This window comes from Cutibacterium modestum (assembly GCF_008326345.1).
GTDB lineage: Bacteria > Actinomycetota > Actinomycetes > Propionibacteriales > Propionibacteriaceae > Cutibacterium > Cutibacterium modestum.
The window spans coordinates 209319-235656 of the sequence record NZ_BJEN01000003.1 but is presented as its reverse complement, the minus strand read 5'-3'; the positions used below and the strand labels follow the sequence as shown (position 1 = coordinate 235656).

Genomic DNA, 26338 nt, shown 5'->3' with positions numbered 1-26338 from the left:
GGCATATATAGACGCGGTGCGGCCTCTCCACCGCGATGGAAAGGCCGCACCGTTGTAATTCAGGCGCAATCGCATCAGTGATGCGATGCCCTCAGATCACTTCTCCTGCTGGGAAATGACAGCCTGAGCCGCAGCGAACCGAGCGATCGGCACACGGAACGGCGAGCAGGAGACGTAATCGAGCCCCGTCTTATTGAAGAAGTGGATCGAGTCCGGATCACCACCGTGCTCACCACAGATCCCCAGGGATAGCTCCGGATTAGCCTTGCGGCCCTTCTCAACGGCCCCGGCGACGAGCTGGCCGACGCCCTCTTGATCGATCGAAGCGAACGGGTTGTCCTTGAGGACCTTCGTGCGCAAGTACTCGGTGAGGAAGCCGTTCTCGGCGTCGTCACGGCTGATACCCAGGGTGGTCTGGGTCAGATCGTTGGTACCAAAGCTGAAGAAGTCGGCAACCTCGGCGAGCTTGCCAGCGATCAGGGCGGCACGTGGCAATTCGATCATGGTGCCGATCTTGACGTCGACCTTAGTACCGGCGGCCTCGAACTCCTCGTCGATAGCCTGCTGGACGATCCGGCGATGGGTCTCGAGCTCAGTTGGAGTGAAGACCAACGGGATCATGATGTGGATCTGGACGGTCTCCCCCTCCTTCTGAAGCACCGACAGGACGGCGCGAATGATCGCGCGAGCCTGCATATCGGGGATCTCTGGATAGAGCATGCCGAGACGGCAGCCACGGGTACCGAGCATTGGGTTCTGCTCGTGCAGCTTCTTGACCTGGGCCAGCAGGCGACGCTCCTTGTCGAGCTCGCCGGCGTCAGCACCCTGGTTCTCCATCTTCTGAACCTTGAGGGACTGCTCGACGAGGTTCGGCAGGAACTCATGGAGCGGCGGGTCAAGCAGCCGGACGGTGACAGGCAGGCCCTTCATCGCGGTGAAGATGCCCTCGAAGTCGTCCTGCTGCATGGGCAGGATCTTGTCGACGGCGGCCTGACGCTCCTCCGGGGTGTCCGCGGTGATCATCTCGTGCATGGCCGGTAGACGATCAGCACCGAAGAACATGTGCTCGGTGCGGCACAGACCGATGCCCTCGGCACCCAACTCGCGAGCTTTGGCCGCGTCGGTGGCGTTGTCGGCGTTGGCCTCGACACCCAAATGACGGATCTCGTCGGCCCAGGAAAGCACCTCCTGGAAGTCCGCGTTGATCTGCGGGGGGATGAGCTTGAGACCGCTGGCGAAGACTTCACCGGTGGAACCATCGAGAGTGATCATGTCCCCCTCGTGAATGACGGTGTCACCAATGGTCAGGGTGGCGACCTTGGCGTCAATCCTGATGCCACGGGCACCGGCGACGCAGGGCTTGCCCATGCCACGGGCGACAACGGCGGCGTGGGAAGTCATGCCACCGTGGGCGGTCAGAACGCCCTGACTGACGATGACGCCGTGAATGTCGTCAGGGGTGGTTTCGAAACGGATGAGGACAACCTTCTCGCCCTTGGCACCACGCTCAGCAGCAACGTCAGCGTCGAAGACAGCCTCACCAACGGCAGCGCCCGGAGAGGCCGGTAGGCCCTCGGCAACTGGCTGCTCGGTGTGGTCCGGGTCGATGGCCTCGTGCAAGAGCTGATCAAGCTGAGCCGGCTCAATCCGCGTGAGTGCCTCTTCCTTAGTGATGACTCCCTCGTCGACAAGGTCGCGAGCCACCTTGAGGGCCGCAGCGGCAGTGCGCTTACCATTACGAGTCTGCAGCAAATAGAGCTTCCCGTTCTCGACGGTGAACTCCATGTCCTGCATGTCGCGGTAGTGCGACTCCATCTTCTTCATGGTGTCGATGAGGTCATGGTAGGCCTCCGGCAGCACTTCCTCCATCTCTGCGAGGGAGCGCGGGGTGCGAATACCGGCGACAACGTCCTCGCCCTGGGCATTGACGAGGAACTCACCATAGAGCTCCTTGACACCAGTGGCGGGGTTACGGGTAAAGCAGACGCCCGTAGCGGAGGTGTCGCCACGGTTACCGAACACCATCTGCATGACGTTAACGGCAGTGCCCAAATCGTCAGGAATCTTATTGGCCTTGCGGTAAACAAAGGCGCGCGGATTGAGCCAGGAACGGAAGACGGCATCGACGGCACGCATCAGCTGCTCACGCGGGTCAGTTGTCCAGTTGCCACCGAGCTGCTCGTTCGACAGCTTCTTGAAAGTGTCAACGAGGCCCTTGAGATCGTCGGCGCTCAAATCTGTGTCGGACTCGACACCCTTTTGCTCCTTGAGGGCCGTCAGGGCGTCCTCGTAGATGTGAGCGTCGATCCCCTCGACGACCTCGCCGTACATCTGGATAAAGCGGCGGTAGCAATCCCACGCGAACCGCTCATTGCCGGCCTCTTTGGCGATGGCCTCGACGGTGTCGTCGGAGATACCGAGGTTAAGGATGGTGTCCATCATGCCGGGCATCGAGATCACGGCGCCGGATCGCACAGAGACCAGCAGCGGTTTCTTGCCATCACCGAGGACACGGCCGGTACGCTCCTCGAGTCGCTTGAGACCGTCCCACACCTGGGAATCCAGATCCTCGGGCCATTCACCCTTCCTCGTCATGGTGTCCACGCAGGCTTCGGTGGTGACGGTGAATCCGTCGGGCACCGAGACGCCGAGACGCTTCATCTCAGCAACTCCTGCGCCCTTGCCGCCGAGCAGCGGTTTCATTTCCGCACTGCCCTCGGACAAGTCGTACACGTAACGATCAGTCATGAATGATCTCCTTCGATCTGTGCCAGCCTGTTCATCGATTCACGGCGTTCGGACCCGTACGACTGCACAGCGAGCCCGAGGCCCGGCCCGCTATTGGACCGGATGGGGCTATTCTTTCACGCTCGCGGCGCATTTTCACTAGCAGTGACAACCAAGAATGCCAAATAGCACCGAAGTCATCTTGGCACCGCAAAATCCCGCCATGGTAGGGCATCTGCTCAGAAGATCATCACCTGCCCCACAGCATGCCCTGCATCCAGTTCGTCCATGGCTTCGTTGATGTCCGCAAGGCGGATGCGCGAGGAGATGAGCTTGTCGACGGCCAGGTTTCCGTCCAAGTACATCTGCGCATAGATAGGTATGTCACGCGAAGGCACCGCCGATCCTCGGTAGCAGCCTTTGATGGTGCGAGCCTTGCCCGTAAGTGCGGCCGGGGAGATCCGCGCCCAAGCTTCCGGGTGGGGAAGACCGACGGTAACTGTCGTGCCGCCCATTGCGGTGAGGTTGACGGCGGTCTCAAAGGCTTTCTCATGTCCCGCAGCCTCAACGACAACTGGAGCACGCAGCTTGTCGGCCTCGGTGTCCTCGGGAGTGTTGACAACGTCGGCCCCAAGCTCCTTAGCCATCGTCAGCTTGTCTTCGTTAACGTCGACGGCGATAACGCGACCGCCTTTGCGGGATCCAGCAGCGGTAAGCACGGCTGCCATCCCCACCCCTCCCAGTCCGACGCCTACCACATCGTCCTCGGGCGCGGGCTGTCCGGCGTTGATAACGGCACCACCGCCGGTGAGCACCGCGCATCCGAGCACAGCGGCAATTTCGGCCGGAACCTCATCGGGTACCGGAACCAGGGACTCCCGCCTCACAACGGCATGGGTGGCGAATCCAGAAACGCCAAGATGATGGCGGATTGCCTCGTCATCCCGGTGCAGTCTGATGCCACCACCGAGCAACGTGCCGGCAATATTGGCCTCACTTCCAGGGATGCACGGTAATTTGCCGTCGGTCCGGCAGGCTGAACAAGTTCCGCAACGCGGAAGGCTAGCGTGACGTGCTGACGAACCTTGACATCATCAACCCCTTCACCGAGTTCCTCGATGACTCCGGCAGACTCATGACCTAGCAGCATCGGCATGGGACGCGGTCACGATCCGTTGACTACCGACAGATCGGAATGGCAGATACCGGCAGCTGCAATCTTCACGAGCACCTCACCTGGGTCAGGTGGGTCCAGTTCAAGTTCTTCGACTGTGATGGGCTTCGAGGTGCGGTATGGCACGTCCCGGCCCATCTCCTCTAAAACTGCTCCGACGATCTTCATGCCCGGCCTCCTTGCCTGACGTCGATCTGTGCTGTGCAGTTTTCATTCTTGCTTGCGCGGGTTCGTGAAAGGAGGGACCCCAACCTGGGAGCGCTACGACGGATGCGGCCGAGCAGTCATGAGTCCTTCCGGTCGGGTTGGCTCTTCGTGGTCAGGGACGTGTGCGATACGACCCGGCAGGCCTGCGAAGCCGAGTGCCCGCCGTCTTAGCTCGCTGATCAACAACGTCAATAATCTTCGTTGCAGACTCCTCCAACGCCAGGCCAGTCGTGTCAATGATGGGGCACCCCAGCCGGCGCTGAACTTTGCCAACCTCGTCTAACTCGTCATAGATCGCGGCGAGATCGGCGTACCCGTCCTCATTACCGAAACCGCCCAGTCCGCGCACCCGACGTCCTCGGATTTCCAGCAGCCGCTGCGCGTCGATTGTTAAGCCGACAATGCGCCACCGATCCACCGCAGCGAGCTCGGCTGGCGGTGCGATGCCAGGAACCAGCGGGACGTTGACCGTCTTGTAGCCCAAGTACCCCAGGTAGATCGACAATGGGGTCTTTCCTGAACGGCTCACACCCACCAGGCAAATATCTGCCTCGGTCAGGCGATCGGGAATAGCGCCGTCGTCGTTACGAACCGCGAATTCCATCGCCGAGATCCGGGTGAAGTAATCAGCCTCAACACCCACTGGACGGCGCGGGACCGCGTCAGCATCCAAGCCAGATGCCTCCTCCATCGCGTCGAGCATCGGGCCCATGAGGCTGACCTCACGGATGCCCATCTCCTCACACGCGTCGGAGACCATTCGACGCATATCGGGCAACACCAAGGTATGCACAACGCACACCCACTGCCCTGCCTCGTGGGCCTCCGAGACAGCCTCCAAGGCCGAAACCATTTCCGGTACGGCGCCGATCATGGGATGGCGCACGATGTGCCAATGGACCCCCTCGAACTGACTGCGGGCAGCCCGAGCCAGACGAACGGCGGTCTCACCCGTCGAATCAGCTATGACATGTATTTCCAGGGGCGACTCTGCCATGGCGTCATGATATCGGGGGCCATGACGCCATGGCATTACACCTTGTCGACGAGGCTTTGTCGGTGTCAGGTCGCGCTTGCGACCCTGGTGACGAACCTAACGAGCTTGGCCTCAACGTCAGCCCGGGACTTCGACTCGTTGTGAACTTCGTGGCGCAAGCCCGGGTAGATGCGGATCTCGACGTCGTGCCCGGCGCGGGAGAGTTCGTCGGCGACTTGCTGGGCACCGTCACCAAAATTAGCGACCGGATCGTCGCCGCCGCTGAAAATAAGAACCGGCATCGGTGGCAAGTCACGGTAGAAAGACTCACTGTTGGCGCGCTGGTAAATCTCCAGGAAGCTCCAGGCGAACCGATTGCTCATAGGAGCACCGAAGTTGTTGAACTTGTCCTTGGCGTGATCGCGGACAATAAACGGGTCTGTAGCAACCCAGTCGGTGGGGCCAGGGTTGGGTCCACAGCGGTCGAGAAAACCGTCGAACATTTGCTCGACGAACACCGGCTCGGCGCGCCCGGCGGGATCGGCGTTGACGGCAGCGCGCAAACCTTCCCGGTCTAAGCTGTGCTCCAGACCCTTGAGCTGGGCTGCGACGCCGCACAGGGCCAGACCATTGAGCCGCGCTCTGGGATCGACGGCCATCGCGCGGGCAATCATGGAACCCCAGCTGTGGCCAAAGACAAGGTAAGGCAAGTCGGGGAACTGTTCGCGCACCAGGCCCTGCAAAGTCAGCTCATCCTCAACGACGACTTTCGCACCGTCATCTCCCGCGTCTGTCCACACCCCTGACAGCATCGCAGTTCGTCCGTGACCAGCGTGGTCATCGGCCACGACGATGCAGCGAGCGTCGAGCAGCGTGGTGATCATGTGTAGATAGCGGCGGGAATGCTCACCCAACCCGTGAACAAGCTGCACTACTGCCACCGGATCAGCGGCGGGCTCGTAGATCCATGCCTGGATATGGTCGCGACCATTGTGCGAAGTGAATGCGATTTCCTGTAGGGCCACGATGCCTCCTATCACAGAATTAGCGGGTGTTACGTTACGGTGCGGAAATGCACACCACACTCAGCGTGCACACTCGTGCAGGAGCGAGTTACCACTGTGGATATTCCGTCACGCTCGCCGGTACACCGCCGCTGACGTCCCACTTCACAGAAGGTGCAACGACCTGTCCTTCGCCGTGCCGATCTCTATTTCCATAGTCTTCCATAATCGGCCCCGAGACACCGCGGTGATACCGGTTGTGATCAATGTGGGAAAAGTTTCCCGGATGTAATCCTCATTCACGCCCCAGGAGATGCGTGCGCCCGGGACCCTGTGAATCCGGCACAACTTAATGTGAGCGTAATGTGAGCGGTGGCTGCGTAACGCTACTCGTCATGATCCCACCCTCAATCAGCACGATGAGCGCGAATACGTTCTCGGGGATCAACTCACGGTATCCGCGACGAGGGGTTGAGGCAACGGCGACCGCCATCTTTGTCCTACCGGATTCGACCGCATATGCATATATCGAAGGCAGGAGCTTGGCCTGCCAAAGGTGGTCAGCATTCCCGACATCGTGCCGTCCTTCATTTGTCATGAGGGTTGAGGGATGCATCTTCAACATCTCTGGAGGCCAATTGCCGTAGAGCGGGGAGACGGGCCTCTGGGGACATGACAAATGGCCTGCTGCTTGCCGAGACGGCAGCTCGGATTTACCCGACTTCGACACCAGGTCGGTAAAACAACCTGTGCCACCCCGCTGAGGTTCTTGCCGCTATGGTGATCCCGCTCACATTTGCGTCTGGTGTCGTTTGTCATGGCATCAGGCGCGAGCACAGACGGTTCCGCCACGATCTGAGAGACTGCCGCCATGGACGCTGTAGACGAACTGATCGTCGCCGAATCACCACAGACCGACTCGGTGTGGGTGTTGGGGCGCCCGTCTCTGCTGCCGGTGGCTGGGGACAACGTCATGGCGTGGGCTGACGACTGCCGCGATCTCACCGCCATCCCCCCAGGCCATTCGCCTCAACCCCTTGGCCGCAGGCGCTGTGTCCACTAACCCCGTGGTGTGGATGGGCCTGCCGACGGGTCTCGACGAGCTCGACGAACTGTTCGGAAACCTCTGGCGCACTCTTGGACCTGAGGCCCACATCGTCGCCGGTGGACGCATCAAGCACATGAGCCGGTCCATGAATGACGTCGCAGCCCGCTGGTTTAACGACGTCCATGCCAGCCTCGGCGTGCGCAAAGCCCGGGTCCTGCACTTCTCATCGCCTCGAGAGCGCCCCGCCATCACTGGGGAATGGCCGCGCACTAATACCGTGAACGGATTGACGATTCGAGCCCACGGTGGCGTTTTCCATACCGCCGGACTCGACGCTGGAACGTCCCTGCTCCTCGATCATCTCGACGACGTTGCTGCCGACGTCGACTCCGACGTCGTCGATCTTGGCTGCGGGAATGGTGTCATCTCCGCCCATTTGGCACAACGACTTCCCCATGCCCGTGTTCACGCCACCGACGTGTCGTGGCAAGCCGTCGATTCCACTCGTCTGACTGCTGACGCGAACGGGCTTAGCATCGTCACTCATTGGTGTGACGGGCTCGCCGATCTCCCCGACGACAGCGTCGGCGTCGTCGTTACTAACCCGCCCTTTCACCGGGGCACAGCCCAAGACCATGCCCCAACAGTTGCCATGCTGACCGATGCTGCTCGGGCGTTGCACCCCGGCGGAACCCTGTGGTGTGTCTTCAACAACCACCTGCCGTGGGCGTCTCATGTCAAGCGCCTCATAGGACCCACCCGACAAGTCGCACGGAATCGTCAGTACACCGTCATCAGGGCAGTACGCCGATAAGCCACATACCCAGTTTTCACAGCGTGCAGTGTGCTGAGGCGCGGGAACTCACCGAACTCGAGCAAAACCCACCTACCGTGGTCTCATGAACTCTCGCGTCATCCTCATCAGCGACAATCGCACCAGCCTTCGCGCCCCCGGCACCCTGCTGTGGTCTGATGCCGCCTGCATGCGCGGCATTCACACCGGCGAATGGACCGCACATATTTTCGAGTACGCCATGTCTTTTGAGGGCAATTTGGCGCAGGTTCGCGAGCTAGCTGCCGCCAACAGTGTCGGCGTACTACATCCCCACGGCGCCTTGGCCACCGAACCTCCTGGTCTCATCGTTTGTGATGTCGACTCGACCGTCACACGCACCGAGGCCATCGACCTGCTTGCTGAGTGTGCCGGGAAAGCCGATGAGGTCCGTGAAGTCACCGCCCGCACCATGGCCGGAGAACTGGACTTCGTCGAGTCCCTGTACGCCCGAGTGAAATGTCTGGAGGGGTTGCATATCGGAACCTTAGAGGAGGCGCGGAAGGCCACCGTCGTCACCCCTGGGGCAGCCGAGTTGGTGGCCAGCGCCCATGAGATTGGGGCTGCCGTCGGATTGGTGTCCGGCGGGTTCACGGCCCTGGTCGATCCGTTAGCCAAACAGATCGGGGCTGATTTCGCGACATCCAACGAACTCGAGGTCGTCGACGATCACCTCACTGGACGAGTGGTTGGTGACGTCGTCGACCGTGTCGCAAAGGCAACCTGGCTGCGTCGCTGGGCCTCGGAATGCGGGACCGGTCTTGAGCGAACGATCGCCGTAGGTGATGGAGCTAATGACCTTGACATGTTCGCGGTCGCTGGGCTGCCAGTTGCTTTCTGTGCTAAGCCGGTCGCCGCCGAGGCTGCACGAAACACCATCAGGTGTGAGCGGATAGACGCCCTGCGCGCCGTGTGGGCGCACTGACCATGATCATAAGAGCATGAGTACCCTTCCTGGAACCCTTCATTCGGCCCATGATGGCGCTTGGCAAGTAGCAGAACATGGCTGCCAAGTGTTGGCCTGGAAGGCCGACGGCAAGCCCGTCATCTGGTTCGACGCCGAGCACGCTCACGAGTCCGAGGCTGTGATCCGGGGAGGAATCCCGCTGTGTGCCCCATGGTTCGGTCACGGGCCCAATAACGACCAGAACCCCCAGCATGGTCTAGCCCGTCGCAGCGACTTCGCGGTGACGGTCGCCGATCCCTTCCGCGTCATAGGAACTGCCGAGACAGCGTTGATCGGAATTCGTCACGAGGTCGTCATGGCCGACGCGGCTCTAGAAATGACGCTCTCCCTCACCAACCATGATCACAAACCGCGCACCGTTGAGGGGATGTGGCACACCTACCTGCGCGTCGGGGACGCTGGGCAGGCGCGGGTCAGGGGTATCCAGGGCGCCGACTGGCACAACTTTGCCACCGGGGAGAAAGGGGGTTTCAACGCTGACGAACTCGTCCTGGCTCCCGATACCGACACCGTCATCCAAGGAGTCGGACCGGCCCTAACCCTTGTCGATCCGGCGTGGGGACGCCAGATCCGCCTAGAGACAACGGGGTGCCCCAGCGCCGTAATCTGGAATCCACGCTCCTCGTCAGCGACTGGTGATAACCCGACCGCCCAGGCGTGGCGCGACTTTGTATGCGTCGAGACTGGGGTGTGCAAGGACAACGCGGTCGTTCTCGCCCCAGACAGGGGCCTCACCATGTCCATGCGGATCAGCGTCAAGACGTTGTGATCACGGTCGGGTTCGGACGTCATTGAGGTCGTACCCAGCCAGGCGGCGGTATGAACAACCGTGCGAGCGTCGTGCTTTAGCTACGAACAACAGTGCTCTCTCGACCCCAAATAGCAGGGGTGGCCCATCTCGCCCCAGCGGACGCCATATAAAGTGATGTCATGGTTTCGGACCGCCTGCAACGGGAACGAAACAGTGTTTCTTCGACGGCTCACGGATAGCGCTGTGTGCCGTCACCGACAACCAGCCGCACGGCGGCAGGAGGACAGATGTCAGAGCGGATTGCCAACGCAGCCCTGCGTCAGAAAGTGATGAGCGCGGACGACGCAGCTGCCTTCATCCATGACGGTGACCAGATCGGCTTCGGTGGATTCACTGGGTCGGGCTACCCGAAGGCGCTTCCGGGCGCACTGGCCAAGCGCATCCAAGAATCCCACGATCGCGGTGAGAAGTTCACCGTCAACGTCTTCACCGGAGCCTCGACCGCTCCTGAGCTCGACGGCGCCCTCGCCTCCGTCGACGGCGTCGGCTGGCGCATGCCGTACCAGTCCGATCCCCAGATGCGGAGCAAGATTAACGACGGCACCTCCTTCTACACCGATATCCATCTGTCAGAGTCGGGCATGATGGTGCGTCAAGGCTTCTTCGGCAAGGTTGACTTCGCCGTCATTGAGGCCACCCGGATCACTGAAGACGGGGACGTCGTCCTCACCTCATCAGTCGGCAACAACGCGGTGTACTGCGATGTCGCCGAGAAGGTCATTATTGAGGTGAACTCGTGGCAGTCCGAAGACCTGGAAGGAATGCACGACATTTACGGTGGGTTCGCGCTTCCTCCGAATCGGGTGCCCATCCCGATCACTCATCCCGGTGACCGGGTCGGTGACAAATTCCTCCACATCCCCCAGCACAAGGTTGCAGCGATCATCGAGACCGGTGGCCCCGATCGCAACACCCCGTTCAAGCCGATCGACGATGACTCTCGCAAGATCGCCGGATTCCTGCTTGACTTCTATGACAACGAAGTCAAGCAGGGACGCATCCCCAAGAACCTGCTTCCGCTGCAGTCGGGTGTCGGCAACATCCCGAACGCCGTCCTTGACGGCCTGCTCCACTCCGACCTAGAGCACCTGACCTCCTACACCGAGGTCATCCAGGACGGCATGATCGACCTCATCGACGCCGGCAAGCTCGACGTCGCCTCCGCTACCGCCTTCTCGCTGTCTCCTGACTATGCGCACAAGATGAACGAGAACGCGGCCTTCTACCGCGATCACATCATCTTGCGCCCGCAGGAGATTTCAAATCACCCGGAGATCATTCGCCGCCTCGGTGTCATCGGTGCCAACGGCATGATTGAGGCCGACATCTATGGCAACGTCAACTCGACCCACGTCATGGGCTCGCGGATGATGAACGGCATCGGCGGATCCGGCGACTTCACCCGCAATGCCTACATCTCGGCCTTCGTGTCCCCATCGACAGCCAAGGGGGGCGCCATTTCGGCGATCGTCCCGATGGTCTCCCACGTCGACCACACCGAGCACGACGGCATGGTCATTATCACCGAGCAGGGCATCGCCGATCTGCGTGGCCTTGCCCCACGCCAGCGCGTCCCGAAGATCATCGAGAACTGCGCCCACCCGGATTACCGCCCGATGTTGCTCGACTACTACGAGCGTGCGCTGCGCGACTGCAAGTTCAAGCACACCCCGCATCTGCTGGGTGAAGCATATTCATGGCACACCCGGTTCCTCGAGACCGGCACCATGAAGCAGAACTAAAGTCACCCCGCCACTGACCCTACGATCGCCCCAGGATCGTGTTGGTTTTGGGGCGATCATTTTGTGCGGTACGACGATTCTCGTCTCCTGCCGTCAGCCACGCCACTGTGCACAGCCGCAAACAGTGGCTCCATGCTGGTCGATTGTAAAAACTCCCGTCACGTCCGGTAAGCAGACACGTCGGTGCTGCCGGCATGGGTGAGGCGGGGTTTTGGTCACCGAGGTTCACGGTTCCGAGCATTTTCGAGGGCACGTCCGAGTGCCAGCAGGGTGGCTTCGTCGTACATTCGACCGCCGATCATGATGCCGACCGGCAGCTCGACGCCGCCGACTCTCGTAGTGTGCAGCGGCAGGCTCATCGCCGGGCGTCCGGTGATGTTCCACAGGCTGGTCCACGGGGTGAAACGGCATTGCGCGTCAAAATCTGCCGCCGGATCGCCGTCATTGCGCAATGCTCCGACCGGCAGGGGAGGTTGGGCCAAGGTAGGGCTGACGATGACGTCGAATCGTTGCCAGTGCTGCCCGACTTGACGCGCCACCATCTGGATACCGGCCAAGGCTTCGGCTAGTTCAACTCCGCTGCGGCGTCGGCCCTGGGCGCGCAACCACCTGGACATTGGTGTGCAAAATTCCTCGCGCTCAGGTGGCACCGGGATAGCGGCTGCCCCCACCTCCCACACGCATCGGAAGGAATCCCACTCGGACGGGCCGAAGGGGGCACTCGTCTGCTCGACCAGGTGGCCCATCGACTCCAGAGTGACGGCGGTCCGCTCCAGTGCCGCCAGGATGTCCGGGTGGACCTGAGCGTCGGCGATGACCGGTTCGCGCAGGATTCCGATACGTAGCCGTCTCGGATCGCGATCGCAGGCCGACAGAAAGGGCTCGGTCGAAGCTGAGGCATAGTAAGGATCTCCCGGCCACGGTCCAGACAGCGCGTCGAGGGCAGCAGCGGTGTCGCGCACCGTACGGGACAGAACCCCGCCGCAGACCAGCCCGGGACCGTCGATCCCGCAGGGCCCCGCAGAGACCCGACCTCGGCTGGGTTTGAGGCCGACGACCCCACAGCAGGAGGCCGGGACACGTATCGATCCGCCACCGTCGGAGCCTTGAGCGATCGGCACCTGGCCAGCCCCGACTACAGCAGCAGCGCCCCCGGAGGAGCCCCCCGCCATTCGGGTGTAGTCCCATGGAGTGACGGTAGGTTCGCGACCGTCTGGTTCGGTGTAGCAAGGAAGCCCGAACTCGGGAGCAGCCGTCGTACCGATCGGGATGACACCGGCGGCCTTAAGCCGGGTAACGATGCCGTCGTCATGGTCCGACAGCATCCCGCCCACGGCCCGGCTCCCGACGGCTCGGGGTGCTCCGGCCAAGGCGTTAAGGTCCTTGATCGGGCAGGGGACGCCGAAGAGCGGGCCGGGGCAAACCTGCCCGGCATCGAGTTGGTGTTGGAGCTCGCGGGCAGTGTTCCGGGCCCCGTCATCGTCGATCCAGGTCCAGGCGTGACATTCGTCGGCATGTGCTGCTTCTAGGGCAGCGTCGAGGACCTCAAGGATGCCGACGTCACCAGCGGCGATGCGGGTGGAGGTTTCCAGGGCGGTCAGTGGGTTCATGGTCATGACACCATCATGCCGACGTCAAAGGTTGGCGCAGCCATCAAGTATCCACCGGAAGGCACGCTGAGGCCCGCATTATAAGAGCGGTGGGAATCTGGACGACCCTCGAGTCGTCGACTCCAAGGGCAAGACGAGCCGCCGCCTCTCCCACAGCGGCAAAATCGAGCCGCACCGTCGTGAGCGCTGGCCGAGTAGCTACCGAATGGGGGTGATCATCCATACCAACAACCGAGACATCCTCGGGGACTCTTAGCCCCAGCTTGTCAAGCCCTGTCATGAGGCCGAGGGCCACGTCGTCGTTTCCGCACAGGACTGCGGTCACCCGGTGCGCTCGTACCGCACGTGCAACGTGCATGCCCGTCTCGACCGACCACCCAGTCGCCAACGGTTCGAGCGACGGGAGACCCCGGGCAGCCATAACCTCGCGCCATCCCGCGCATCGTGGATCAGGATGCCCTGCAGGCGGTACTCCGACATAGGCGATGCGACGGTGGCCGAGGTCCGCTAAGTATTCGGTGGCTATGAGGGCACCTGCCCGATCGTCGATCCATGCCCGCGGCCAGGGCTCGCCGCCCTCAGGCCTCCCTCCGGCAATAGCGACCGGCAGGTCGACGGGCAACCTAGGCAGGAGGGCAACGCTAGGAGAATCAAATTCCAGGACGACGACCCCGTCAGCTCGAGCGTCCAAGGCACATTGCACGGTGGAACGACATCGCACCGGCGAACCTGCCAACACATGTAAAGAGGTTTCGACGTCAAGGTCGAGGGCCGCGGTGAGTACCCCCGAGAGCGTCGCCCAATAACCGGTGCGACCGATGTCGGAGACGAGGACATGCAACCGGGCGACATCGGGGTCGGCGCGCCGATACCCCAGTTCAGCTGCCGCGGTGAGGATCTCCTCGGTGGCCTGCGGGAGGGTACCTTCAGTGCCGTACTGACTTGCCAGGGCACGCGAGGCTGTCGCCAAGGAGACGCCGGAACGCTCGGCGACATCAGCCAGCCGTGGGGGCCACCACGGCCGCCTCACTATGGCCGGGTCACGTTCCATGCATCGGACGATACCGGATTCATGCCCCCGTCCTCGGCAATCGCGTCCACGAGGGGCCGGGGCGCGAGGGGATTACACTCGAGGCCGCCAGGGTAGAGGGGGCCGGGGTCGACGGGCCGGGAGTCGGCAGGGGAGCCGCCGCAGTGAGCGTCCAGACCGCTGCGATAGCCGAATTCGAGCCCTCGACCAGCTGACCGTCGACTAGGACGACCGGCATGCCGGTGAACTTGGAATGCAAGGTTCGCCCGTCCCCATCTGCCAGCAAGTGCCAGCGGTTGAGGCTGCCCGCAGCGTCGAAGGTCGTCCGGCGGCCAGCACCGGCGACAACCTCGTGTCTCCCGGCCTCGATGTCGACGCCAAGCACCACGCCGTCAGGGGTAGAGAGGCTGTATGTGCAGTCGTCATGTGGGACCACACGCCAGGTCTGTGGCTGCGCCAGCAGGGCAGGGACACCGTCATGGAGCGCCAAGAATCGTCCGTCTGCGCTAGTCAGCCGGTAATCTCCGGGCTCCAGCGCCGGGTTGGGAGCGTACCAGACGCGCACATAGTCGACGTCGAAACTAGCCGGGAGTTGACTGGCGACTGGGGTGCCCAGATGGCCCTCAAGACTAAGGACCATGTGCCGCGACATTCGCCATAGGGCGGGGTCGCCGGGCTTCGTTTCCCAAGCTAAGTGACGGTCAAAGTAGAACCGGAGTCGACCGTCGCGGCGCTCGACGCCGTAGGTGTGATAACCCTGCGAGATGTCGACGCCGACTGGGTAAGCGTGGCCGCCGAGACTCTGATGCGTAGCCTCCGTGTTGCCGGGCCATACGTGGGTTGCGATGTTCATTTTCGTGTGGTCAAAGGTCTCTTCGATGTCGAGTTCTGGGTTCGGCTCGGCGCCAGTAAGCAGGGAGGGACCGCCGTTGAGGTTGGACGACTGCATCCAGATGGCCGACAGTACCCGGGCGGCCGAGGGTAAGGCCTTGGCGCGCACTTCGACGTAGGTGCATAAGCCTGGCAAGTCGAAAAACGACTCGACGGCGCCGAAGGTGTACGAAAAACTGTCGTACCGGTCGGCACGAGCGGTCAGGTGAAGCTGGCCATCGGAGACGGACACATTCGCGTCTTGGAAAAGCCCGCTTCCCGAGTGGGGATACCACAGCCGCGATGCCACTGGGCCGAGCTGTGAGCGGGATCGGTGAACTCATCTCCAACGCCCAGGAGAGTCCAGCCGGCAAGGTCGATATCGGCGTCAGCGGCGACGGCCCGATCGTGGCTGGCGACTACTGGAACAACCGCCGTAAAAACGGCGGCGCCGAGGACTGATCTACGTGTGATCTGTGTCATGTGTCCTCCCTTGCAACAACGTCACCTCTGGCTGGAGTTCCACGCAGCCTACGACGAATGATCGAGGCTGCCACGAGCGCGTGAAAACGGCCTTTCATGTACTGTGGACGGCCCCTTCCTCAGCTCCTAGGGTGAACGGCATCACGAACGACGGCCAATGCCAGCCAGCCAGGAGTTCACCACCATGCATGATGTCACCCATGTCGTCCAGCCGTTCCGGCTCGCGACGGCCCCCGACCAACCTGTCGGCTTGGCAGCCGGAACTCTTGACGACGCGCTGGCGCTCCCCCTCGTCGAGTGCCTCACCCTCGAACACGGCCGGTGCTTCGTCGACCATCGCCTTACCCAAACTGCGGTCGGATCCGGTCTCCGTCCCATCCGCCGCGAGCCGCTCACCTCGCCATGGCCCGGAACCCGAGTCATCCAACATGATCCAGGCTCTAAACTCACCGTCACCGTCGATCTGTGGCACCCCACCCCAGGACCCTGCATGGGCAAACAACCGTCCACAATGACGGCACGCATCCGGTCCACCTCACAGCCGTCTCCGTGATGTGCGCAAGCCTGCTATCTGGAGCCGAACTTGATGACCTTGACCTGCTCATCGCACCCAGTGCGTGGATGGCCGAGCAACGGTGGACCCATCGCCGCCTGTCCGATCTTTTGGTAGCCGTCGGCACCGAATTGCACGGAGAATCCCCGCGCGACCGCCTCGTCCTATCCTCAGAGTCCGGCTGGTCATCAGGCCGCTGGGAACCGGTCGGCTTCATCACTGACCAGGCCTCCGGACACGCCGTGGGCTGGCAGATCGAACACAACGGTGGCTGGACCGTCGAGTTAGCTCGGTGCTCGTCAACCCTCGGCCTCTGCCTCTTCGGGCCAACCGACCTTCAGCACCACTGGATGCACCAGCTCAACCCAGGCGAGAATTTCACTACCCCCACAGTGACTTTAGCGGTATCTGATGACAACTGGCAGGGCGCGGCAGCCGAACTGACCACTTACCGGCGAGTTTTACGACGCATTGACGGTCACGATGCAGCAGCTGCTCCGATCGTCTTCAACGACTACATGAACACACTCATGGCCGACCCCACCGAGGAGAAACAGGCAACCCTCATCCCTGCTGCGGCTGCCGCCGGGGCCGAGGTGTACTGTATCGACGCTGGTTGGCACTCCGACAACGCAGACTGGTGGGACGACGTCGGCCGCTGGGAGCCCTCGCCACGCCGTTTCCCCGGCGGACTGCGCCATACCCTCGATCTCATTGTCGCCTACGGCATGACACCCGGCCTGTGGATTGAGCCGCTGGCGGTCGGTTTACACAGTCCTCTCGTCAATGATCTGCCCCCAGAGGCTTTCATGCGCCGCGCCGGGGTTCCGATCGTCGAACAGAACCGGCTACGTCTGGATATGCGCAATCCGCAAGCTCGCGCTCATCTGAATGCCGTCATCGACCGGATGATCGGTTACGGCATCGGTTACCTTAAGATCGATGACAATTTCTCTGTCGGTTCTGGCCCCGATGAGGATGCGGATTCTCCCGGGGACGGCTTGCTGGGGCACTGCCGCATCTGGGCCTCCTGGCTCGCTGACCTTCCTCTTCGTCACCGTGGACTCATCGTCGAAAACTGTGCATCTGGGGGCATGACCACCGATTACGCCCTGTTGGCACGGGCGGCCATCCAGTCAACATCAGACCTACAGGATCCGGTGCGCTACCCGCCCATCGCAGCCAATTCACCGATGACAGTTTTACCCGAACAAGCCGCCAATTGGGCTTATCCGCAGCCGGACATGGACGACGAACAAATCGTCTTTACCGTAACAACCTCCTTGGCCGGCACCTTTTACCTATCTGGTCATGTCGACCACATGAACGCCCACCAGATGGCTCTCGTGAAATCCGGCGTGGAGGTAGCCAAGGCCTTGCGGTCAGATCTGACCAGCCAACTACCGTGGTGGCCGAACGGCCTTGCCAGCTGGGACGACGAGTGGATCGTCACTGGGCGTCGAAAAAATCGTCTCGCGACGGGGAGATCATCGTTTGGCACCGCCCCAGCAACGAATCCACGATTCTCGACCTGTCAACCCTCGCTGGAACCCGACTTGAACAGATCTACCCACCAACCTCGTTGGTCCCCGATCTAGGAATCCGCATTGATTACTCATCAGGTTCACCTCAGCTGACTTGCCCGTCTCCCAAACCGACCGGCCGGGTCTACCGCGTCCGGGATCTTCACGATCGCGTCACCGATGTCGCAGAAATGGAGAAAAAATGAAACGCATCCTCAAAGCTGCTGTGGTAGGAACTATCACGGCGTTAGCCCTGACGGCCTGCTCAGACCCGGGCTCTGGCTCTTCGGAGTCCTCGTCCCCCAAGTCGTGGTCATCAGCGAGCGCCAAGCTTGACGGTGTCGAGTTGACGATGTGGGCTGCCCAGTCATCAGCTTCAATTCCCAAGCAGGTCGCAGCCGATTTCAGCAAAGCGACCGGGGCTAAAGTCAATATTGTCACGATCCCAGCCCCCTATGAGCAGGGGGGCCAGACGAAAGTCGCTACCGGGGATATTCCTGACCTGGCGATGTGGCAGCCGACAACGTCGATGCTTACCAGTCTCGGAGCCAAGGAGCGTCTTCAAACCCTCGACGGGGCCCCATGGGAATCCAAGACCGACAAAAACGTCCTGGCGGCCGGCGGAACTCTTGACGGGCATCGGTACGCCGCCTTCATTTCAGCTCCGTCAGTCATGGGAGTGTGGTACAACAAAGAAGTTTTTACAGCCAAAAGCGTCCACGTGCCTAAAAACTTCAACGAAATGCTGACCGCCGCCAGGAAGCTCAAAGCTGCCGGACAGACTCCTTTCTACGAGATGGGCGGTGAATGGTGGGCCTCCCAGTGGGCGGTCCAGGTACAGCTGGCCGACGCCGCCAAGGCCGGTCTGTGGGACAAGGTCAACAAGAACGAGGACAAGTTCACCGGCACTGAAATCCAGGATGCCATCAACACCTACGACACAATGATCAAGGAGGGTTTGTTCAACTCGGATATCAAGACCGGAACCTTTAACGACCAAGCCAAAGCGCTGCTCGGCGGGAAAGCAGCCATGGCCATCCAGGTGACGAGCCTATTGGGCAACATGGCCGCCCATGCCGGCACCGCCACCCTTAACAAGAAGATCGGGTTCTTCCCGATCTCCAAGTCGGGCACCGTGGCGACGTCGATCCCCGACCAGACCAACGCCGTGGTCGCCTTCAAGTCGAACGACGCCAAGAAGGAGGCTGCGTCACGTCAGTTCATCACCTACTGGTTGTCCAACGACTATGCGTCCTTCATCAAGGCGCAGAACACTGTTTCCATCATTGATGATGTCAAGACTCCCGATTCCGTGCCCAAGGCCCTCATAGACTCGAATGCCACCCTCAAGGACTCGGTCGGCTCGATGCAGTCTCTGGCCGTCGCCAACCCTGACTTAGCTAAGAATCTCGGCGACATGATCGCCGGCACGAAAACCCCAGCGCAGGTGGGTTCAGAGATCCAGGCCCAGTTCGCCCAGCTCGCCAAGGCGATCGGCGCAAAGGGATTCTGATCCTCATGCCCTCGCTGGAAGCCGCACCGCGACACGGCCGTGTAAAACAATCGCACCCCTGGGAATTCGTCGTACCCGCGTTCGCTGTGCTCGCGGTGTTCTTCCTCACACCAACGATCTACAACTTCATCTACGCCTTCACCGACTGGTCGAGCTTCAAAACAGCCATCAATCCGGTCGGATGGGGCAATTTCTCCGATCTCATCGAATCAGGAAGCTTGCGGAAATCCCTGATCATCACCCTCATCTACGCTGCTGGTGTGGCCGCATTGCAGAATCTGTTCGGGTTGATGCTGGCCATATTGTTGGAGCGCGACACCCTCGTCAACAAGATCGTCCGAGTGATCTTTTTTATCCCTGTCATCCTCTCGGCACTGGCAACTGGTTACATCTTCCAAGCGTTGCTGCGACCCGACGGCGGGCTCAACCAGATACTGGGAATACTCACGGGGGCGCCGGTGAAAGTCGCCTGGCTGGGATCTACCACGTGGACTTTGCTCGTATGCATTGTCATCCACTCATGGAAGTGGATGGGCATGTCGATGCTCGTGTACCTGGCGGGACTCAAGACGATCGATGCCCAAGTGCTCGAGGCAGCACGTATTGACGGGGCGTCGCGATGGGCAACATTCCACCAGATCCGCCTGCCTCTCATCGCCCCGGCGGTGACGTTTAACGTTGCCACCGCCTTGCTGGGGTCGATGAACTCCTTCGATATCATCCAGGCGACGACGGGCGGAGGACCCGGCGGCTCTACCGAGCTGCTTAACCTCTTCATCTTCCGAACTTTTGGTCAGGGTCTCTACGCTCAGGCGACAACGATGAGCCTGATGCTCTTCCTGGCCGTCGTCATCTTGGCATTCCCCGTAATCGGGATGCTTCGTCGCCGTGAAGGAAGGATGTCATGATCAAGCGCATCATTCAGCCAATTGGCGCGGTACTGCTGGCTTTGGTCATCGTTGGGATACCGCTGTGGACAGTCCTCGTCACCGCGGGAAAGTCGCAGGCCGAGGCGCTCACCCCGGACATATCGCTGCCGCACCATTGGCAGCTGTGGACCAACATCTCCACTGTCATCAGCCAGACACGGATCGGTTGGGCATATCTGGGCTCGCTATTCCTGTTGGTGCCCTCGGTGGTTATCGTCTTGATCATCGGGTCGATGGCATCGTGGGTGTTGGCCCGACGCAAAGGCAAGCTCGTCTCCGTGATCTACGCGCTGGGAATCTCGGGCATCATCCTGCCACCAGCGGTCGTTACTTTGGTGCTACTGCTGCGTCAGCTGGGATTGGCTGGCCGTCCCATTGGAATGATCTGTGCCTATGTGGGGATGTACCTGTCGACGGTGATCTTCTTCGTCACTGGATTCGTCCGCACCGTCCCCGAATCACTCGAGGAAGCAGCGCGCATCGATGGGGCCGGACCGATGCGGGTCTTCCTGAAAGTCATCCTTCCCCTACTTCGGCCGGTGCTCGCCACTGCGACAATCCTCATCAGCCTCTACGTGTGGAATGACGTCTTCTATGCCTTTTTCGTCGTAGGAGGCCGGATGGACACCCTACCGCTGAACTTGTTCACCGTCGCCAGTGCCGGGGTGCACCTCAATAACTGGCATCTCATCTTCACCTACGTGCTGCTCATGAGCGTGCCGATCGTGGTGCTGTTCATTGTGTTCCAGCGCAGCATCATTTCCGGTATTACTTCGGGTGCGGTCAAGTAACCCCTCTTATCGCCTGAGGCCTTCGACCATCCTTGGCTGATGGTGGAAGGCCCAAGCGTCGGTGGTGACAATCCCGCAAGCAGGAGCACGTTGTGCCACCGACCGTGGTAATGGGGTCGAAAATCTTCAAGGTAACCATAGCAAGCTACCCAGGCCAGGATCCGTTCGCTTGGTCGGCCACTACGTCTAGGCTGGAGCAACACGTCGCCAGGAGGATCGTGATCGAACAGCCCACTTACCCACAGCCCCGCCATGCAGAAACAGAAAGCGTCTCACCGAGTACACCACCACATGCCAGCGCCGACACAATCGCCACTTTCCCCCCATCCGAGAACCCCCAGACCCAAGCCGCATCGTCAGCGAGAGTCGGAAGGATCGCTGCCGGACTTTACCTCGTTGCAGCAATCACTGCCGCCGCAGCGCTACTGATTACATGGTGGCAGTCCATCCACATGCGGACGTTCATCCAGGCTACGAACCTCATGACCTGGGCCCACCCACGCCCTGGATCCTTAGCGTCGGTCCTTCTGGCCACCACTATGATGTGCATCGCTGCCGCGATGGTGGCCATGCCCGGGATCCTTGCTGTCAACACGTGGCTAGGCCGCCGGTGGGTGCGCTGGGGTGCCATCGGCGGAATCGCAGTCGGATGCACAGCTGTAACCCTCAATTGGGTGTCGTGGGTTGGAATGCCGTTCCTGGTTGCCGCCGGCGTCATGGTCTGGCTGCCACCGGTAAGACGCTGGATGGATTCGCTTCATCCGGTCCTTGAGCAGGGACCGTGTTCCGTCGGCCCGGTGAAATATGGGCGAGTCCCCCAGCATTACTGAAATCTGTTGGGTTCGCACAACTCCGATATAGTGCGCTAAACTATCCAAAGTCTTTGGACGTTGCGGGCGTAGCTCAATGGTAGAGCGCCAGCTTCCCAAGCTGGATACGCGGGTTCGATTCCCGTCGCCCGCTCCACACGAACGGCCTTGTCAATCTATGCTTGGCGAGGCCCTTCGCCCTTCCCGCGCAGACGTGGTAGTGACCGCTTACTCACTGCACGGGCTCTCACTCGACGCACGGCTGCCGGACACTTTCGAACGCAAGCCGCACTACCCGACGACGAAGGACATCGATCTGGTCCAAATGCGAGCCGACCTCGATCGAGTGATCGCGTCACTCCACCCCAATTCCAATAACGGGCCATAGAGGGGTCCATGCAGGACGTGGTGGGCCTACCCCAGCAGAGCTGACACCTTAGCCGATCGGTCACTTGTGCAACTGATCGCGCCTGCAGATCGGCTGGGCCTGGTCGGCATCAGCCTCAACATGCTGTACCAGGACATTTCGAATGCTCTGCTGGTCGAGCTCGTCGAGAACGGCTTACACACCTACCAGCGCTCTCCCTTGATCCAGACTACGACGCCACATACCAGCAGGATGTCAAAGAAGGCTTAGTACCCGAGACTCTGCGGGACCTCACTCGCAACAACATTGCAATACTCGGCTACGTGCGAGATCGCTTGAGTACCCACGCCCAGCCGCGCCTAGAGATGTACCTATGCTCGGACACCGGATGCGAACCTCACGATCATCGATGACCGTCGCGCCTGTGCGTAGTTCTATCTCTCGCAGACTCGTCGGAATGCCGCTCCCAGGATCGCGTACGAGAGCAGCAAGCATTTCCCCGGGGCTCTTCCCTATGAAGGGCAGCACGATAACTGATTGCGAATCCGCTGCGCTCACCGAGGCCGTCGACATGACGGTCAACTTGCTGAAGACCGGCAAGCCCGACCCCCCACCTACAAGACAGATCGCGACCTCGCGAACGAACTGGACGAGCGCACCGAGCGCGAAGTCAAGAAGCTGTTTGCTAGGCGCACACCAGACATCCCCTTCTTGGGCAAGGAATCCAGCAGCGTCGGCCCCTCGGGCACCTACTGGTGTCTCGACCCCATCGGCAGAACCCTCAACTTCACCCAAGGAATCCCGATGTACGCCACGCCATTGGCCCTGGTGAGGGATGGTGTTCCGAATATCGGCAGATAACCATGCCCGCGCTCCACGAACGTTATTCCACGAACGTTATGAGGTGACGCGCACCAGTGCCCTGCTCAACGGCCACCCCAGCAGGCCGAACAAAAATATGACTGTACGCGACGCCGTGGTCTCGGTAGGCAACTTCGCGACAGGCGAAGGGGCTGAGGTCAAGAACGTGCCCGCGTCAACGTAGTGCCGAACCTGGCAAACCAAGTCCAGCGTGTCCGAATGCTCGGGTCCGCGGCTATGGATCTTGCGTGGTTCGCCACCGGACGTCTTAACGCATCGTCATTTTAGGCGGACATCCTTGGGACATTTCCGCAGGAATTGCCTTGTGCAGGCAAGCAAATGTTCAATTATCTACCGCCCATGGAAATTCCTATCACCTCAACGCCGAAATCCTATTGGTCCAGACACGCTCCCTGCCTACGAACCTCTTTGAGTTCCCGCTTCCTTGAGCATCCGTACAGAACCAAGATCCAGCCAATACACGGAAACGTTCCCAGCTACACAGAAGGCGGTCAATAAAGAAACTTCCTTTTACAATACAATGAAAAAATCCATCAGATACTGTTCACAGATGAAGGTGCAGTTTACGCGTGAATACCCATCCTCAAGTATGGACCTCGAGATGTAGCGGGTGGAGCCCCAGAAGCCGAAAACAATCCCGCACAGATGTTCGAAGCAGCCATTACTCACCCATGTCGGTCCGCTACTAAAATGAGTGGTTGCCGAACGCGAGAATGTCATTTCGCCACAACTTTGCCGGGATCTTGAAGGCACCCTTAATGGAGGCCAACCTCCAGCACTTGGTCACAGCACTCCAAAACAGAGTTGCTATGCGACGCGACAACCACCATGGATCCCTGCTTAGCAAATGACCGAAGATGCTTCAATACCATCTCCTCATTCAACGCGTCGAGAGAACCAGTCGGCTCATCCGCAAGCACTAGGGACGGGCTCTTGAGCATAAGACGAGCAAGAGCAACACGCTGCTGCTCACCCCCTGAAAGCTGATAGGTAGGGTTCACCCCACATCCTGGCAGCCCCACACCCGCCAGCGCTGAGCTGATTCCATCATCCAAGCCTCGTCTACCTATCAAATGGGGAACACCCATAGAAACATTCGAACGGACGTTCATGCGATCTACCAGGGCGTAGTCCTGAAATAGAAAACCGATGTCTTTAGCCCAAAGCCTTCTGGATTTACGCACACTCAAACCCGATATACGCCTGCCATTCAGAAAAATATTCCCGCTCGTAGGTTTTTCTAGTGCTCCGAGACAGTTCAGGAGCGTGGTCTTCCCACCTCCACTCGGGCCAGTGATCCCAAAAATCTTCCCTCGAGAGACTTCAAAGGATATTCCCCGCCACAGCTCCCTCGAGCCAAAACTCTTACTTAGATTTTCGACGCCAAGACTCATAGAATTCCCTCTCTCTACCTCAAAGACAACCAATAAACATCGGGCTTCTCAGAACTTATTGCGCAGAATGCGCCGAGTTCCAAGCACTAAGGCACCCCCAGCACCCAGAAGGGAGATAAGCGAGACAGCAACAGCTCCAGGTACAGCCCACCTACTCACCGCAAGGCTTGCCTTGAAATAGGCAAATGATGTCGATTGTGGATTAGCTAAAATCACCCCATAAGAGTGCTGTCGATAATATTGCCAATAAATCACAGCACTCACCAAGAGCAACTCAGTGCATTCAAATAGCCAGTGCATTCTTATACTGAACCAGCCATTCATCAGCTGCGCCTTAATACGTTGCCTGGAAATTTTGAAATACACGATGTCGTTGGCCAGGGACATACCCAGCAGGGCTGAAATCGATAAGAGTAGCGCCGCGAGCAGTTGAGAGTTCGAATTCAACAGATCCTCCTCCTTCTTGAGAGCAACACTCTGCAGCGGAGTTACTGAGGAAACATATCTCGTCAAGCCAGCATCCTGAGACACGTCATCAACCACCTTGCGTGCGCTCGTAAACAAGATTGATCCGTTACTAATCATTGCCATCACATCATTAGGCGAGAGTTTTCCAAATTTCTCAGGTAGCACCGCGATGATGGTCCGCGCGTAACGAGATGACGACTCTCCGACAGAGCCGATAGGGGGAACCGCGCCGATAGTCACTGCACTAAACGCTCGGGTAGACCGTACAACATGGACACCCAAACGACTCGGGCTATTTTTCACCAACGGCAGAAGTGGCCGTACCACGCGGTCAATTTTCGCTATCAGTTCCCAAGAAACCTCTCGGAGTAAGCACTTGAACGTCGGAACTATCTTCGTCTACACCCCACCCCTTGGACATTCCGCTCACACGCAGGTAAGTGTCGTTCACCACGAGCACCTTCCATCCGGAAAAGCTCGAGGGTACCTCACCTAAGCTGGCCTGGGGGTCAGAGTTGAGCGCGAGAACGGCTCGCCCAGACGTCAGCTCACGAGCGCCATAAGACCCCACCTGTACCGGCATGTCACCATCAACAGACTGTGCCGTCTTCAGCCCAACTACCGCTAGGTGAGCAAATCTTTCCCAGTCAGCGTTTGATCTTGCAATCGAGTTAGCCTGAGCAACTCCGGCAGCTAGACTATTACTCAACGAAATGGCTATACAGATACATAAGACTTGGATGCCCCTCAAAAGTATTACCAGGTACTTTGAATTAACCCCGCCCTTAAGTAGGGTCCCGATACTGTCAGAAAAGATAATTCCTAGGGAAACTCTCTCCAAGACAAGTAGGAGAAGGGCCCCGGGAATAAACATTCCCAACCAGAGGAATACCAAGATCGTTGCCGCAGTGACACCACTAAAAATCACCAGGCCCCCGAATGAAATGGCACCTAGCACCAACAGCCAAAGTAGGCAAACCCTCGCAATACAAATGCCATCGGAGGCGACAATATTACCAATGCTCCATCCGTTGAGCACTTGAGTCGTATAGCGTCGCAGATCTAAAATTAGGGCCCCGAGAAGAAAGATCGCAGAGCATACAGCAATTGTTGCAATCAAAATCGCAAAGGGACCGCTGTGGAAATAAAATCCCACAATTCTTTGAACCGATCGTTCATTTTCGACTTGGACGCCCAGTCCAGCTTCTTGAAAAATGGAGGCAATCTCTTCCGTCTGTACTCTACTCGCCGTCGTCAGATAGATCCCACGGGGATCCAATACGGCTACATCGGCAATCGGTTTAACCACTGTGGTCAGATCGGTGTTCACACTGGGATAACCCTCCCCCAGCCACTCGCGTCCCAAAGAGGACCCCGAAGTCACGTAAACCACTCTGGCAGCCTGAGTCTCATCCAGTCCAATGTCACGCTTCGCAATCATTACGGAATGATTCTCCGAAAAGGATTGCAGCTTTGATACAAGGCCCTTAAAGGAATCCTCAACCCTCTTCAACGGCCCATCTACAATCAGGGAGTAATGGCATCCGGTGAGAGTCTGACCGTCATAGTCTCGCAACACTGCGAATGCCATACCCAAGGTAAGAATGAGCATGAATACGAAGCTGAAT

Annotated in this window: 19 protein-coding genes, 1 tRNA gene and 3 pseudogenes; 12 read left to right on the top strand and 11 right to left on the bottom strand. The window is 59.8% G+C overall.

From position 1 onward, the window contains the following. Positions 1 to 96 precede the first annotated feature (96 nt). From ppdK to F1563_RS09365, 5 genes and pseudogenes are all read right to left on the bottom strand, one after another. Entirely contained in the window at positions 97 to 2748 is a 2652-nt protein-coding gene (gene ppdK / locus F1563_RS09390) for a pyruvate, phosphate dikinase (protein WP_002528048.1), read from the bottom strand. A gap of 218 nt (positions 2749 to 2966) precedes the next feature. After that, complete coding sequence (locus F1563_RS09385; protein WP_002528049.1) at positions 2967 to 3614, bottom strand: zinc-binding dehydrogenase; 648 nt, start codon at positions 3612 to 3614, stop codon at positions 2967 to 2969. Then, a pseudogene (locus F1563_RS14310) lies at positions 3611 to 4039 on the bottom strand (alcohol dehydrogenase catalytic domain-containing protein). The gene F1563_RS09385 and the pseudogene F1563_RS14310 overlap by 4 nt, the downstream one beginning before the upstream one ends. Before the next feature lie 181 nt (positions 4040 to 4220). Further along, positions 4221 to 5105 carry a pyruvate, water dikinase regulatory protein gene (locus F1563_RS09370; RefSeq protein WP_002528052.1) on the bottom strand — a complete coding sequence of 295 codons (885 nt, stop codon included), beginning with the start codon at positions 5103 to 5105 and terminating at the stop codon, positions 4221 to 4223. Positions 5106 to 5170: 65 nt separating this feature from the next. After that, positions 5171 to 6109, bottom strand: a complete 939-nt coding sequence (locus F1563_RS09365; protein WP_007434139.1) for an alpha/beta fold hydrolase — start codon at positions 6107 to 6109, stop codon at positions 5171 to 5173. Positions 6110 to 6959: 850 nt separating this feature from the next. On the opposite strand from F1563_RS09365, the pseudogene F1563_RS09350 reads away from it, so the two are divergent. From F1563_RS09350 to scpC, 4 genes and pseudogenes are all read left to right on the top strand, one after another. Next, positions 6960 to 7950, top strand: a pseudogene (locus F1563_RS09350) (class I SAM-dependent methyltransferase). A gap of 85 nt (positions 7951 to 8035) precedes the next feature. Beyond that, positions 8036 to 8893 carry a phosphoserine phosphatase SerB gene (serB, locus tag F1563_RS09345; RefSeq protein ID WP_002528057.1) on the top strand — a complete coding sequence of 286 codons (858 nt, stop codon included), beginning with the start codon at positions 8036 to 8038 and terminating at the stop codon, positions 8891 to 8893. Between the two features lie 16 nt (positions 8894 to 8909). Then, entirely contained in the window at positions 8910 to 9704 is a 795-nt protein-coding gene (locus F1563_RS09340) for an aldose epimerase family protein (protein WP_007434142.1), read from the top strand. Between the two features lie 269 nt (positions 9705 to 9973). Further along, on the top strand, positions 9974 to 11488 hold the full coding sequence (gene scpC / locus F1563_RS09335) for a succinyl-CoA:acetate CoA-transferase ScpC (RefSeq protein WP_002528059.1): 1515 nt from the start codon (positions 9974 to 9976) through the stop codon (positions 11486 to 11488). Positions 11489 to 11703: 215 nt separating this feature from the next. Here the strand turns inward: scpC and F1563_RS09325 are convergent, their stop codons facing one another. The 3 genes and pseudogenes from F1563_RS09325 to F1563_RS09315 form a co-directional block, all read right to left on the bottom strand. Then, positions 11704 to 13104, bottom strand: coding sequence for an amidase (locus F1563_RS09325; protein WP_002528061.1), 1401 nt, complete (start codon positions 13102 to 13104; stop codon positions 11704 to 11706). A 37-nt stretch (positions 13105 to 13141) separates the two neighbouring features. Beyond that, complete coding sequence (locus F1563_RS09320) at positions 13142 to 14149, bottom strand: LacI family DNA-binding transcriptional regulator (RefSeq protein WP_002528062.1); 1008 nt, start codon at positions 14147 to 14149, stop codon at positions 13142 to 13144. Positions 14150 to 14168: 19 nt separating this feature from the next. Continuing rightward, a pseudogene (locus F1563_RS09315) lies at positions 14169 to 15481 on the bottom strand (family 16 glycosylhydrolase). A 184-nt stretch (positions 15482 to 15665) separates the two neighbouring features. Between F1563_RS09315 and F1563_RS09305 the strand changes: the two are divergent. The 8 genes from F1563_RS09305 to F1563_RS09265 all read left to right on the top strand — a co-directional run bounded on the left by F1563_RS09305 (position 15666) and on the right by F1563_RS09265 (position 22827). Then, a complete protein-coding gene (locus tag F1563_RS09305; protein ID WP_227431943.1) occupies positions 15666 to 16034 on the top strand; it encodes a hypothetical protein in 369 nt (122 codons plus the stop codon). After that, on the top strand, positions 16034 to 17632 hold the full coding sequence (locus F1563_RS09300; protein WP_002528066.1) for a glycoside hydrolase family 36 protein: 1599 nt from the start codon (positions 16034 to 16036) through the stop codon (positions 17630 to 17632). The genes F1563_RS09305 and F1563_RS09300 overlap by 1 nt, the downstream gene beginning before the upstream one ends. Before the next feature lie 127 nt (positions 17633 to 17759). Continuing rightward, complete coding sequence (locus F1563_RS09295) at positions 17760 to 19070, top strand: ABC transporter substrate-binding protein (RefSeq protein WP_002528068.1); 1311 nt, start codon at positions 17760 to 17762, stop codon at positions 19068 to 19070. A gap of 5 nt (positions 19071 to 19075) precedes the next feature. Next, complete coding sequence (locus F1563_RS09290; RefSeq protein ID WP_007434148.1) at positions 19076 to 19978, top strand: carbohydrate ABC transporter permease; 903 nt, start codon at positions 19076 to 19078, stop codon at positions 19976 to 19978. Continuing rightward, entirely contained in the window at positions 19975 to 20790 is an 816-nt protein-coding gene (locus F1563_RS09285) for a carbohydrate ABC transporter permease (RefSeq protein WP_002546622.1), read from the top strand. Before F1563_RS09290 ends, F1563_RS09285 begins: the two co-directional genes overlap by 4 nt. Positions 20791 to 21008: 218 nt before the next feature. Further along, positions 21009 to 21620 (top strand): hypothetical protein, encoded by a 612-nt coding sequence (locus F1563_RS09280; RefSeq protein WP_036958354.1) that lies wholly within the window; start codon positions 21009 to 21011, stop codon positions 21618 to 21620. A 62-nt stretch (positions 21621 to 21682) separates the two neighbouring features. Then, a tRNA-Gly gene (locus F1563_RS09275) sits at positions 21683 to 21756 on the top strand. A gap of 747 nt (positions 21757 to 22503) precedes the next feature. Continuing rightward, positions 22504 to 22827 carry an inositol monophosphatase family protein gene (locus F1563_RS09265; RefSeq protein WP_002528074.1) on the top strand — a complete coding sequence of 108 codons (324 nt, stop codon included), beginning with the start codon at positions 22504 to 22506 and terminating at the stop codon, positions 22825 to 22827. Between the two features lie 776 nt (positions 22828 to 23603). Here the strand turns inward: F1563_RS09265 and F1563_RS09260 are convergent. The 3 genes from F1563_RS09260 to F1563_RS09250 all read right to left on the bottom strand — a co-directional run bounded on the left by F1563_RS09260 (position 23604) and on the right by F1563_RS09250 (position 26322). Continuing rightward, positions 23604 to 24242, bottom strand: a complete 639-nt coding sequence (locus tag F1563_RS09260) for an ABC transporter ATP-binding protein (protein WP_002528076.1) — start codon at positions 24240 to 24242, stop codon at positions 23604 to 23606. A 48-nt stretch (positions 24243 to 24290) separates the two neighbouring features. Further along, entirely contained in the window at positions 24291 to 24950 is a 660-nt protein-coding gene (locus F1563_RS09255; protein WP_227431944.1) for a hypothetical protein, read from the bottom strand. A gap of 91 nt (positions 24951 to 25041) precedes the next feature. Further along, positions 25042 to 26322, bottom strand: a complete 1281-nt coding sequence (locus F1563_RS09250; protein ID WP_227431945.1) for a bacteriocin-associated integral membrane family protein — start codon at positions 26320 to 26322, stop codon at positions 25042 to 25044. Between the last annotated feature and the right edge of the window lie 16 nt (positions 26323 to 26338).

Coding starts and splice junctions, on each gene's coding strand:
- F1563_RS09325 (WP_002528061.1), bottom strand. CDS start 13,104: ATGACCATGAACCCACTGACCGCCCTGGAAACCTCCACCCGCATCGCC.
- F1563_RS09320 (WP_002528062.1), bottom strand. CDS start 14,149: ATGGAACGTGACCCGGCCATAGTGAGGCGGCCGTGGTGGCCCCCACGG.
- F1563_RS09290 (WP_007434148.1), top strand. CDS start 19,076: ATGCCCTCGCTGGAAGCCGCACCGCGACACGGCCGTGTAAAACAATCG.
- F1563_RS09250 (WP_227431945.1), bottom strand. CDS start 26,322: ATGCTCATTCTTACCTTGGGTATGGCATTCGCAGTGTTGCGAGACTAT.
- F1563_RS09300 (WP_002528066.1), top strand. CDS start 16,034: ATGTGCGCAAGCCTGCTATCTGGAGCCGAACTTGATGACCTTGACCTG.
- F1563_RS09305 (WP_227431943.1), top strand. CDS start 15,666: ATGCATGATGTCACCCATGTCGTCCAGCCGTTCCGGCTCGCGACGGCC.
- scpC (WP_002528059.1), top strand. CDS start 9,974: ATGTCAGAGCGGATTGCCAACGCAGCCCTGCGTCAGAAAGTGATGAGC.
- F1563_RS09340 (WP_007434142.1), top strand. CDS start 8,910: ATGAGTACCCTTCCTGGAACCCTTCATTCGGCCCATGATGGCGCTTGG.
- F1563_RS09295 (WP_002528068.1), top strand. CDS start 17,760: ATGAAACGCATCCTCAAAGCTGCTGTGGTAGGAACTATCACGGCGTTA.
- F1563_RS09370 (WP_002528052.1), bottom strand. CDS start 5,105: ATGGCAGAGTCGCCCCTGGAAATACATGTCATAGCTGATTCGACGGGT.
- ppdK (WP_002528048.1), bottom strand. CDS start 2,748: ATGACTGATCGTTACGTGTACGACTTGTCCGAGGGCAGTGCGGAAATG.
- serB (WP_002528057.1), top strand. CDS start 8,036: ATGAACTCTCGCGTCATCCTCATCAGCGACAATCGCACCAGCCTTCGC.
- F1563_RS09285 (WP_002546622.1), top strand. CDS start 19,975: ATGATCAAGCGCATCATTCAGCCAATTGGCGCGGTACTGCTGGCTTTG.
- F1563_RS09260 (WP_002528076.1), bottom strand. CDS start 24,242: ATGAGTCTTGGCGTCGAAAATCTAAGTAAGAGTTTTGGCTCGAGGGAG.